Below are 11,955 nucleotides of genomic sequence, written 5' to 3'. Positions count from 1 at the left end.
TTTACCCGTTTGTTATTTGGCTCGCCGCTCTGTGAAAGAGGGGAAAACCTGGGTACAGAGCTCTGGGCGCTTGCAGGTAAAGGATCCATTGATGACGAATAAATGGCGAATCAAGTACTTAGCAATCCGAATTATTAAACTTGTTTACCACTAATAACTGTCCCGAATGAATTGGTCAATACTTCCACACTGTTACATAAGTTAATCTTAGGTGAAATACCGACTTCATAACTTTTACGCATTATATGCTTTTCCTGGTAATGTTTGTAACAACTTTGTTGAATGATTGTCAAATTAGATGATTAAAAATTAAATAAATGTTGTTATCGTGACCTGGATCACTGTTCAGGATAAAACCCGACAAACTATATGTAGGTTAATTGTAATGATTTTGTGAACAGCCTATACTGCCGCCAGGTCTCCGGAACACCCTGCAATCCCGAGCCACCCAGCGTTGTAACGTGTCGTTTTCGCATCTGGAAGCAGTGTTTTGCATGACGCGCAGTTATAGAAAGGACGCTGTCTGACCCGCAAGCAGACCGGAGGAAGGAAATCCCGACGTCTCCAGGTAACAGAAAGTTAACCTCTGTGCCCGTAGTCCCCAGGGAATAATAAGAACAGCATGTGGGCGTTATTCATGATAAGAAATGTGAAAAAACAAAGACCTGTTAATCTGGACCTACAGACCATCCGGTTCCCCATCACGGCGATAGCGTCCATTCTCCATCGCGTTTCCGGTGTGATCACCTTTGTTGCAGTGGGCATCCTGCTGTGGCTTCTGGGTACCAGCCTCTCTTCCCCTGAAGGTTTCGAGCAAGCTTCCGCGATTATGGGCAGCTTCTTCGTCAAATTTATCATGTGGGGCATCCTTACCGCTCTGGCGTATCACGTCGTCGTAGGTATTCGCCACATGATGATGGATTTTGGCTATCTGGAAGAAACATTCGAAGCGGGTAAACGCTCCGCCAAAATCTCCTTTGTTATTACTGTCGTGCTTTCACTTCTCGCAGGAGTCCTCGTATGGTAAGCAACGCCTCCGCATTAGGACGCAATGGCGTACATGATTTTATCCTCGTTCGCGCTACCGCTATCGTCCTGACGCTCTACATCATTTATATGGTCGGTTTTTTCGCTACCAGTGGCGAGCTGACATATGAAGTCTGGATCGGTTTCTTCGCCTCTGCGTTCACCAAAGTGTTCACCCTGCTGGCGCTGTTTTCTATCTTGATCCATGCCTGGATCGGCATGTGGCAGGTGTTGACCGACTACGTTAAACCGCTGGCTTTGCGCCTGATGCTGCAACTGGTGATTGTCGTTGCACTGGTGGTTTACGTGATTTATGGATTCGTTGTGGTGTGGGGTGTGTGATGAAATTGCCAGTCAGAGAATTTGATGCAGTTGTGATTGGTGCCGGTGGCGCAGGTATGCGCGCGGCGCTGCAAATTTCCCAGAGCGGTCAGACCTGTGCGCTGCTCTCTAAAGTCTTCCCGACCCGTTCCCATACCGTTTCTGCGCAAGGCGGCATTACCGTTGCGCTGGGTAATACCCATGAAGATAACTGGGAATGGCATATGTACGACACCGTAAAAGGTTCGGACTATATCGGTGACCAGGACGCGATTGAATATATGTGTAAAACCGGGCCGGAAGCGATTCTGGAGCTCGAACACATGGGCCTGCCGTTCTCGCGCCTTGATGATGGTCGTATCTATCAACGTCCGTTTGGCGGCCAGTCGAAAAACTTCGGCGGCGAGCAGGCGGCACGCACTGCGGCGGCAGCTGACCGTACCGGTCACGCACTGTTGCACACCCTTTATCAGCAGAACCTGAAAAACCACACCACTATTTTCTCCGAATGGTATGCGCTGGATCTGGTGAAAAACGCCGATGGCGCGGTGGTCGGTTGTACCGCACTGTGCATCGAAACTGGTGAAGTGGTTTATTTCAAAGCCCGCGCTACCGTGCTGGCGACTGGCGGGGCAGGGCGTATTTATCAGTCCACCACCAACGCCCACATTAACACTGGCGACGGCGTCGGCATGGCTATCCGTGCAGGCGTACCAGTACAGGATATGGAAATGTGGCAGTTCCACCCGACCGGCATTGCAGGAGCGGGCGTACTGGTCACCGAAGGTTGCCGTGGTGAAGGCGGTTATCTGCTGAACAAACATGGCGAACGCTTTATGGAGCGTTATGCGCCGAACGCCAAAGACCTGGCGGGCCGTGACGTGGTGGCGCGTTCCATCATGATCGAAATCCGTGAAGGTCGCGGCTGTGATGGTCCGTGGGGGCCACACGCAAAACTGAAACTTGACCACCTGGGTAAAGAAGTTCTCGAATCCCGTCTGCCGGGTATCCTGGAACTCTCCCGTACCTTCGCTCACGTTGATCCGGTGAAAGAGCCGATTCCGGTTATCCCAACCTGTCACTACATGATGGGCGGTATTCCGACCAAAGTGACCGGTCAGGCGCTGACTGTGAACGAGAAAGGCGAAGATGTGGTTGTTCCGGGGCTGTTTGCCGTTGGTGAAATCGCTTGTGTATCGGTACACGGCGCTAACCGTCTGGGCGGCAACTCGCTGCTGGACCTGGTGGTCTTTGGTCGTGCGGCAGGTCTGCATCTGCAAGAGTCTATCGCCGAGCAGGGCGCACTGCGCGATGCCAGCGAGTCTGATGTTGAAGCGTCTCTGGATCGTCTGAACCGCTGGAACAATAATCGTAACGGTGAAGATCCGGTGGCGATTCGTAAAGCGCTGCAAGAATGTATGCAGCATAACTTCTCGGTCTTCCGTGAAGGTGATGCGATGGCGAAAGGGCTTGAGCAGTTGAAAGTGATCCGCGAGCGTCTGAAAAATGCCCGTCTGGATGACACTTCCAGCGAGTTCAACACCCAGCGCGTTGAGTGCCTGGAACTGGATAACCTGATGGAAACGGCGTATGCAACGGCTGTTTCTGCCAACTTCCGTACCGAAAGCCGTGGCGCGCATAGCCGCTTCGACTTCCCGGATCGTGATGATGAAAACTGGCTGTGCCACTCCCTGTATCTGCCAGAGTCGGAATCCATGACGCGCCGAAGCGTCAACATGGAACCGAAACTGCGCCCGGCATTCCCGCCGAAGATTCGTACTTACTAATGCGGAGACAGGAAAATGAGACTCGAGTTTTCAATTTATCGCTATAACCCGGATGTTGATGATGCTCCGCGTATGCAGGATTACACCCTGGAAGCGGAAGAAGGTCGTGACATGATGCTGCTGGATGCGCTTATCCAGCTGAAAGAGAAAGATCCCAGCCTGTCGTTCCGTCGCTCCTGCCGTGAAGGTGTGTGCGGTTCCGACGGTCTGAACATGAACGGCAAGAATGGTCTGGCCTGTATTACCCCGATTTCGGCACTCAACCAGCCGGGCAAGAAGATTGTGATTCGCCCGCTGCCAGGTTTACCGGTGATCCGCGATTTGGTGGTAGACATGGGACAATTCTATGCGCAATATGAGAAAATTAAGCCTTACCTGTTGAATAATGGACAAAATCCGCCAGCTCGCGAGCATTTACAGATGCCAGAGCAGCGCGAAAAACTCGACGGGCTGTATGAATGTATTCTCTGCGCATGTTGTTCAACCTCTTGTCCGTCTTTCTGGTGGAATCCCGATAAGTTTATCGGCCCGGCAGGCTTGTTAGCGGCATATCGTTTCCTGATCGATAGCCGTGATACCGAGACTGACAGCCGCCTCGACGGTTTGAGCGATGCATTCAGTGTATTCCGCTGTCACAGCATCATGAACTGCGTCAGTGTATGTCCGAAGGGGCTGAACCCGACGCGCGCCATCGGCCATATCAAGTCGATGTTGTTGCAGCGTAATGCGTAAACCCAGGCCTGATAAGACGCACAAGCGTCGCATCAGGCAACCAGTGCCGGATGCGGCGTGAACGCCTTATCCGGCCTACAAAAGAAATGCAGAAATCGTAGGCCTGATAAGACGCGCAAGCGTCGCATCAGGCAAACAGCGCCGGATGCGGCGTGAATGCCTTATCCGGCCTACAAAAGAAATGCAGGAAATCTTTAAAAACTGCCCCTGACACTAAGACAGTTTTTAAAGGTTCCTTCGCGAGCCACTACGTAGACAAGAGCTCGCAAGTGAACCCCGGCACGCACATCACTGTGCGTGGTAGTATCCACGGCGAAGTAAGCATAAAAAAGATGCTTAAGGGATCACGATGCAGAACAGCGCTTTGAAAGCCTGGTTGGACTCTTCTTACCTCTCTGGCGCAAACCAGAGCTGGATAGAACAGCTCTATGAAGACTTCTTAACCGATCCTGACTCGGTTGACGCTAACTGGCGTTCGACGTTCCAGCAGTTACCTGGTACGGGAGTCAAACCGGATCAATTCCACTCTCAAACGCGTGAATATTTCCGCCGCCTGGCGAAAGACGCTTCACGTTACTCTTCAACGATCTCCGACCCTGACACCAATGTGAAGCAGGTTAAAGTCCTGCAGCTCATTAACGCATACCGCTTCCGTGGTCACCAGCATGCGAATCTCGATCCGCTGGGACTGTGGCAGCAAGATAAAGTGGCCGATCTGGATCCGTCTTTCCACGATCTGACCGAAGCAGACTTCCAGGAGACCTTCAACGTCGGTTCATTTGCCAGCGGCAAAGAAACCATGAAACTCGGCGAGCTGCTGGAAGCCCTCAAGCAAACCTACTGCGGCCCGATTGGTGCCGAGTATATGCATATTACCAGCACCGAAGAAAAACGCTGGATCCAACAGCGTATCGAGTCTGGTCGCGCGACTTTCAATAGCGAAGAGAAAAAACGCTTCTTAAGCGAACTGACCGCCGCTGAAGGCCTTGAACGTTACCTCGGTGCAAAATTTCCTGGTGCAAAACGCTTCTCGCTGGAAGGCGGTGACGCGTTAATCCCGATGCTTAAAGAGATGATCCGCCACGCTGGCAACAGCGGCACCCGCGAAGTGGTTCTCGGGATGGCGCACCGTGGTCGTCTGAACGTGCTGGTGAACGTGCTGGGTAAAAAACCGCAAGACTTGTTCGACGAGTTTGCCGGTAAACATAAAGAACACCTCGGCACGGGCGACGTGAAATACCACATGGGCTTCTCGTCTGACTTCCAGACCGATGGCGGCCTGGTGCACCTGGCGCTGGCGTTTAACCCGTCTCACCTTGAGATTGTCAGCCCGGTAGTTATCGGTTCTGTTCGTGCCCGTCTGGACAGACTTGATGAGCCGAGCAGCAACAAAGTGCTGCCAATTACCATCCACGGTGACGCCGCAGTGACCGGGCAGGGCGTGGTTCAGGAAACCCTGAACATGTCGAAAGCGCGTGGTTATGAAGTTGGCGGTACGGTACGTATCGTTATCAACAACCAGGTTGGCTTCACCACCTCTAATCCGCTGGATGCTCGTTCTACACCGTACTGTACTGATATCGGTAAGATGGTTCAGGCCCCGATTTTCCACGTTAACGCGGACGATCCGGAAGCCGTTGCCTTTGTGACCCGTCTGGCGCTCGATTTCCGTAACACCTTTAAACGTGATGTCTTCATCGACCTGGTGTGCTACCGCCGTCATGGCCATAACGAAGCCGACGAGCCGAGCGCAACCCAGCCGCTGATGTATCAGAAAATCAAAAAACATCCGACGCCGCGCAAAATCTACGCTGACAAGCTGGAGCAGGAAAAAGTCGCGACGCTGGAAGATGCCACCGAGATGGTTAACCTGTACCGCGATGCGCTGGATGCTGGCGATTGCGTGGTAGCAGAGTGGCGTCCGATGAACATGCACTCTTTCACCTGGTCACCGTACCTCAACCACGAATGGGACGAAGAGTACCCGAACAAAGTTGAGATGAAGCGCCTGCAGGAACTGGCTAAACGCATCAGCACGGTGCCGGAAGCAGTTGAAATGCAGTCTCGCGTTGCCAAGATTTATGGCGATCGCCAGGCAATGGCAGCCGGTGAGAAACTGTTCGACTGGGGCGGCGCGGAAAACCTCGCTTACGCCACGCTGGTTGATGAAGGCATTCCGGTTCGCCTGTCGGGTGAAGACTCCGGTCGCGGTACCTTCTTCCACCGCCACGCGGTGATCCACAACCAGTCTAACGGTTCCACTTACACGCCGCTGCAACACATCCATAACGGCCAGGGCGCGTTCCGTGTCTGGGACTCCGTACTGTCAGAAGAAGCCGTGCTGGCGTTTGAATACGGTTATGCCACCGCAGAACCACGCACTCTGACTATCTGGGAAGCACAGTTCGGTGACTTCGCTAACGGTGCTCAGGTGGTTATCGACCAGTTCATCTCCTCTGGCGAACAGAAATGGGGCCGGATGTGTGGTCTGGTGATGTTGCTGCCGCACGGTTACGAAGGGCAGGGGCCGGAGCACTCCTCCGCGCGTCTGGAACGTTATCTGCAACTTTGCGCTGAGCAAAACATGCAGGTGTGCGTACCGTCTACCCCGGCACAGGTTTACCACATGCTGCGTCGTCAGGCGCTGCGCGGGATGCGTCGTCCGCTGGTCGTGATGTCGCCGAAATCCCTGCTGCGTCATCCGCTGGCGGTTTCCAGCCTCGAAGAACTGGCGAACGGCACCTTCCTGCCAGCCATCGGTGAAATCGACGAGCTTGATCCGAAGGGCGTGAAGCGCGTAGTGATGTGTTCTGGTAAGGTTTATTACGACCTGCTGGAACAGCGTCGTAAGAACAATCAACACGATGTCGCCATTGTGCGTATCGAGCAACTCTACCCGTTCCCGCATAAAGCGATGCAGGAAGTGTTGCAGCAGTTTGCTCACGTCAAGGATTTTGTCTGGTGCCAGGAAGAGCCGCTCAACCAGGGCGCATGGTACTGCAGCCAGCATCATTTCCGTGAAGTGATTCCGTTTGGGGCTTCTCTGCGTTATGCAGGCCGCCCGGCCTCCGCCTCTCCGGCGGTAGGGTATATGTCCGTTCACCAGAAACAGCAACAAGATCTGGTTAATGACGCGCTGAACGTCGAATAAATAAAGGATACACAATGAGTAGCGTAGATATTCTGGTCCCTGACCTGCCTGAATCCGTAGCCGATGCCACCGTCGCAACCTGGCATAAAAAACCCGGCGACGCAGTCGTACGTGATGAAGTGCTGGTAGAAATCGAAACTGACAAAGTGGTACTGGAAGTACCGGCATCAGCAGACGGCATTCTGGATGCGGTTCTGGAAGATGAAGGTACAACGGTAACGTCTCGTCAGATCCTTGGTCGCCTGCGTGAAGGCAACAGCACCGGTAAAGAAACCAGCGCCAAATCTGAAGAGAAAGCGTCCACTCCGGCGCAACGCCAGCAGGCGTCTCTGGAAGAGCAAAACAACGATGCGTTAAGCCCGGCGATCCGTCGCCTGCTGGCTGAACACAACCTCGACGCCAGCGCCATTAAAGGCACCGGTGTGGGTGGTCGTCTGACTCGTGAAGATGTGGAAAAACATCTGGCGAAAGCCCCGGCGAAAGAGTCTGCTCCGGCAGCGGCTGCTCCGGCGGCGCAACCGGCTCTGGCTGCACGTAGCGAAAAACGTGTGCCGATGACTCGCCTGCGTAAGCGTGTGGCAGAGCGTCTGCTTGAAGCGAAAAACTCCACCGCTATGCTGACCACGTTCAACGAAGTCAACATGAAGCCGATTATGGATCTGCGTAAGCAGTACGGTGAAGCGTTTGAAAAACGTCACGGTATTCGTCTGGGCTTTATGTCCTTCTACGTGAAAGCGGTGGTTGAAGCCCTGAAACGTTACCCGGAAGTGAATGCTTCTATCGACGGCGATGATGTGGTTTACCACAACTATTTCGACGTCAGCATGGCGGTTTCTACGCCGCGCGGCCTGGTGACGCCGGTACTGCGTGATGTCGATACCCTAGGCATGGCAGACATCGAGAAGAAAATCAAAGAGCTGGCAGTTAAAGGCCGTGACGGCAAGCTGACGGTTGAAGATCTGACCGGTGGTAACTTCACCATCACCAATGGTGGTGTGTTCGGTTCCCTGATGTCTACGCCGATCATCAACCCGCCGCAGAGCGCAATTCTGGGTATGCACGCTATCAAAGATCGTCCGATGGCGGTGAATGGTCAGGTTGAGATCCTGCCGATGATGTACCTGGCGCTGTCCTACGATCACCGTCTGATCGATGGTCGCGAATCCGTGGGCTTCCTGGTAACGATCAAAGAGTTGCTGGAAGATCCGACTCGTCTGCTGCTGGACGTGTAGTAGTTTAAGCTTCACCTGCACTGTAGACCGACGTGGATAGGGTGTCGGTCTACGGTTTAAAAGATAACGATTACTGAAGGATGGACAGAACACATGAACTTACATGAATATCAGGCAAAACAACTTTTTGCCCGCTATGGCTTACCAGCACCGGTGGGTTATGCCTGTACTACTCCGCGCGAAGCAGAAGAAGCCGCTTCAAAAATCGGTGCCGGTCCGTGGGTAGTGAAATGTCAGGTTCACGCTGGTGGCCGCGGTAAAGCGGGCGGTGTGAAAGTGGTAAACAGCAAAGAAGACATCCGTGCTTTTGCAGAAAACTGGCTGGGCAAGCGTCTGGTAACGTATCAAACAGATGCCAATGGCCAACCGGTTAACCAGATTCTGGTTGAAGCAGCGACCGATATCGCTAAAGAGCTGTATCTCGGTGCCGTTGTTGACCGTAGTTCCCGTCGTGTGGTCTTTATGGCCTCCACCGAAGGCGGCGTGGAAATCGAAAAAGTGGCGGAAGAAACTCCGCACCTGATCCATAAAGTTGCGCTTGATCCGCTGACTGGCCCGATGCCGTATCAGGGACGCGAGCTGGCGTTCAAACTGGGTCTGGAAGGTAAACTGGTTCAGCAGTTCACCAAAATCTTCATGGGCCTGGCGACCATTTTCCTGGAGCGCGACCTGGCGCTGATCGAAATCAACCCGCTGGTCATCACTAAACAGGGCGATCTGATTTGCCTCGACGGCAAACTGGGTGCTGACGGCAACGCACTGTTCCGCCAGCCTGATCTGCGCGAAATGCGTGACCAGTCACAGGAAGATCCGCGTGAAGCACAGGCTGCACAGTGGGAACTGAACTACGTTGCGCTGGACGGTAACATCGGTTGTATGGTTAACGGCGCAGGTCTGGCGATGGGTACGATGGACATCGTTAAACTGCACGGCGGCGAACCGGCTAACTTCCTGGACGTTGGCGGCGGCGCAACCAAAGAACGTGTAACCGAAGCATTCAAAATCATCCTCTCTGACGACAAAGTGAAAGCCGTTCTGGTTAACATCTTCGGCGGTATCGTTCGTTGCGACCTGATCGCTGACGGTATCATCGGCGCGGTAGCGGAAGTGGGTGTTAACGTACCGGTCGTGGTACGTCTGGAAGGTAACAACGCCGAACTCGGCGCGAAGAAACTGGCTGACAGCGGCCTGAATATTATTGCAGCAAAAGGTCTGACGGATGCAGCTCAGCAGGTTGTTGCCGCAGTGGAGGGGAAATAATGTCCATTTTAATTGATAAAAACACCAAGGTTATCTGCCAGGGCTTTACCGGTAGCCAGGGGACTTTCCACTCTGAACAAGCCATTGCATACGGCACTAAAATGGTTGGCGGTGTAACCCCAGGTAAAGGCGGCACCACCCACCTCGGCCTGCCGGTGTTCAACACCGTGCGTGAAGCTGTTGCTGCTACTGGCGCTACCGCTTCTGTTATCTACGTACCAGCACCGTTCTGCAAAGACTCCATTCTGGAAGCCATCGATGCAGGCATCAAACTGATTATCACCATCACTGAAGGCATCCCGACGCTGGATATGCTGACTGTGAAAGTGAAACTGGACGAAGCTGGCGTTCGTATGATCGGCCCGAACTGCCCAGGCGTTATCACTCCGGGTGAATGCAAAATCGGTATCCAGCCGGGCCACATTCACAAACCGGGTAAAGTGGGTATCGTTTCCCGTTCCGGTACACTGACCTATGAAGCGGTTAAACAGACCACGGATTACGGTTTCGGTCAGTCGACCTGTGTCGGTATCGGCGGTGACCCGATCCCTGGCTCTAACTTTATCGACATCCTCGAAATGTTCGAAAAAGATCCGCAGACCGAAGCGATCGTGATGATCGGTGAGATCGGCGGTAGCGCTGAAGAAGAAGCGGCTGCGTACATCAAAGAGCACGTTACCAAGCCAGTTGTAGGTTACATCGCTGGTGTGACTGCGCCGAAAGGCAAACGTATGGGCCACGCGGGTGCCATCATTGCCGGTGGGAAAGGGACTGCGGATGAGAAATTCGCTGCTCTGGAAGCCGCAGGCGTGAAAACCGTTCGCAGCCTGGCGGATATCGGTGAAGTACTGAAAACTGTTCTGAAATAAATATCTGTAATAAGAAATAGCCCTCGCCGCTTCCCTCTACAGGAATGGCGAAGGGCTGTCGGTTTCGACATGGTTGGCCATCGTATGATGGCCTTTTTTATGCCTTAAATGTTAACCACGGTCGAAATCTGACCGCTGGCTTGACTGCATGACCACAGCCACTGTGGATTGCCGCAACCGACCGCAAGCCACGAATAAGAACGACGGCGAATTTCGAATCGTTACCTGATGCACTGGCTTCCCCGCGTTTGACCGTAGCGTTAAGTAAATCAACAAAAGCGATGTTCACCGCTTATCGTCAAGTCGTGCCATTTGTCAGCCAGGATCGGGTCTTTACCCCGGATATTGCAGCATCGCAAAAATTCTTAGAGGGATATGCTATAAATCAAAAATAAAATCTTTGTTGATTGTTTATCATAATATCCACAGATATGATAAATGATATCAATTTAATAATTTTCACTTAATGTGATTCCGGATAATTCGAAAGGCGCTGTGCTTTTCGGATTATTATTATCTGATTAAGATATTTGTCACGCCAGGCTTACTGGGTTATAAATGTCAATCATGATTCTTATAAATTATTTATTGCTGCTTTGGTTACCATTACTTCGTAATAAGTAATGTATTTTTGATGGTTTAAACTATTTTTAAGGGACGGCATTATGCGAGGAAAAATACCTAAAACGGAACTGCTGGTGACTTTTGAGGTCGTCGCACGTCATGAAAGTTATACCAGAGCGGCAGAGGAGTTAGCGTTGACCCAAAGTGCAGTATTCAGACAAGTGAGTGCGCTGGAGGAATTTTTACATACTCCGTTATTTTCACACTCTAAAAAACGTATTTTTCTTAATGATGCAGGGAAGTATTACCTGGGGATAGTAAAAGAAACATTAAATAAGCTGGAACGCGATACCAATACCATTATGACCTGGCAACCTACAGTTAAGGTTATTGAACTTGCCGTGAATCCTACGTTTAGTACCCACTGGTTAATCCCAAATTTACATGAATTCACAAAGTTACATCCCGATATTATTGTTAATATTCACTCTTTAGCTAATAACGGCGATTTTCTTAATCGGGAGTACGATGCTGTCATTATGCGCGAAAATTTTTGCGCGCCCTGGGCGGAAGTAGAATATCTCTTTGATGAGGAGATTTTGCCGGTATGCAGCGGCAGTTTGCTTGCAATGTCCGATCAAAAACTGTCAGTGGCAGAACTGCTTACAGAGTTACCACTTCTGCATCAAAGTACCCGTATTACTGGCTGGGAAGAGTGGTTTGCCTTATCTGGCGTTAGCAGTCCGCTGGTCAACAACGGACCACGTTTCGATTTGCTTTCAATGCTGATTGCCGCCGTGCGCTCTAATCTCGGCGTGGCGCTGTTACCACGGTTCGCTATTCAACATGATTTGGATAGTGGCGATATGGTGATTCCCTGTGATGTGCCTATTCGTACCGGTAATCGTTTTATTATGACGTGGCAGGAAGAGAAGTCTGACTCGCCGCACTTGCAGCAATTTCGTGAATGGTTGCTGGCGAAATCGGTTGTACCGCAGGCGATGTAAAACCTG

Annotated in this window: 10 protein-coding genes; 9 read left to right on the top strand and 1 reads right to left on the bottom strand. The window is 52.1% G+C overall.

Annotation, left to right across the window (positions count from 1 at the left end):
- Nucleotides 1-134 precede the first annotated feature (134 nt).
- Nucleotides 135-242: a hypothetical protein gene (locus ACJHYD_RS14135; RefSeq protein WP_001513234.1), complete on the bottom strand. Its 108-nt coding sequence runs from the start codon at nt 240-242 to the stop codon at nt 135-137.
- Nucleotides 243-622: 380 nt separating this feature from the next.
- Here ACJHYD_RS14135 and sdhC point away from each other — a divergent pair, with 380 nt between their 5' ends.
- The 9 genes from sdhC (at nt 623) to ACJHYD_RS14090 (ending at nt 11,949) form a co-directional block, all read left to right on the top strand.
- The gene (sdhC, locus tag ACJHYD_RS14130; RefSeq protein WP_000263347.1) at nt 623-1,027 is read left to right on the top strand and encodes a succinate dehydrogenase cytochrome b556 subunit; all 405 of its coding nucleotides are present in this window, start codon (nt 623-625) and stop codon (nt 1,025-1,027) included.
- Nucleotides 1,021-1,368, top strand: a complete 348-nt coding sequence (gene sdhD, locus ACJHYD_RS14125; RefSeq protein WP_000254365.1) for a succinate dehydrogenase membrane anchor subunit — start codon at nt 1,021-1,023, stop codon at nt 1,366-1,368. The genes sdhC and sdhD overlap by 7 nt, the downstream gene beginning before the upstream one ends.
- Nucleotides 1,368-3,134 carry a succinate dehydrogenase flavoprotein subunit gene (gene sdhA / locus ACJHYD_RS14120; protein WP_001550820.1) on the top strand — a complete coding sequence of 589 codons (1,767 nt, stop codon included), beginning with the start codon at nt 1,368-1,370 and terminating at the stop codon, nt 3,132-3,134. Before sdhD ends, sdhA begins: the two co-directional genes overlap by 1 nt.
- A gap of 15 nt (nt 3,135-3,149) precedes the next feature.
- Nucleotides 3,150-3,866 (top strand): succinate dehydrogenase iron-sulfur subunit SdhB, encoded by a 717-nt coding sequence (gene sdhB / locus ACJHYD_RS14115; RefSeq protein WP_001235263.1) that lies wholly within the window; start codon nt 3,150-3,152, stop codon nt 3,864-3,866.
- Nucleotides 3,867-4,215: 349 nt separating this feature from the next.
- Nucleotides 4,216-7,017: a 2-oxoglutarate dehydrogenase E1 component gene (gene sucA, locus ACJHYD_RS14110; RefSeq protein WP_001181473.1), complete on the top strand. Its 2,802-nt coding sequence runs from the start codon at nt 4,216-4,218 to the stop codon at nt 7,015-7,017.
- 14 nt (nt 7,018-7,031) lie between these two features.
- Nucleotides 7,032-8,249, top strand: coding sequence for a 2-oxoglutarate dehydrogenase complex dihydrolipoyllysine-residue succinyltransferase (gene odhB / locus ACJHYD_RS14105; protein WP_000099850.1), 1,218 nt, complete (start codon nt 7,032-7,034; stop codon nt 8,247-8,249).
- A gap of 93 nt (nt 8,250-8,342) precedes the next feature.
- Nucleotides 8,343-9,509 carry an ADP-forming succinate--CoA ligase subunit beta gene (sucC, locus tag ACJHYD_RS14100; RefSeq protein WP_001048602.1) on the top strand — a complete coding sequence of 389 codons (1,167 nt, stop codon included), beginning with the start codon at nt 8,343-8,345 and terminating at the stop codon, nt 9,507-9,509.
- Entirely contained in the window at nt 9,509-10,378 is an 870-nt protein-coding gene (sucD, locus tag ACJHYD_RS14095) for a succinate--CoA ligase subunit alpha (protein WP_001550821.1), read from the top strand. The genes sucC and sucD overlap by 1 nt, the downstream gene beginning before the upstream one ends.
- A gap of 665 nt (nt 10,379-11,043) precedes the next feature.
- Entirely contained in the window at nt 11,044-11,949 is a 906-nt protein-coding gene (locus tag ACJHYD_RS14090) for a LysR substrate-binding domain-containing protein (RefSeq protein ID WP_001550822.1), read from the top strand.
- Nucleotides 11,950-11,955 lie beyond the last annotated feature (6 nt).

It is taken from the genome of Escherichia sp. WS1368 (assembly GCF_046487485.1).
In the GTDB taxonomy this organism is placed as follows: Bacteria; Pseudomonadota; Gammaproteobacteria; order Enterobacterales; family Enterobacteriaceae; genus Escherichia; species Escherichia coli.
The sequence above is the reverse complement of the archived record's forward strand: the minus strand, read 5'-3'. Positions and strand labels throughout refer to the sequence as shown.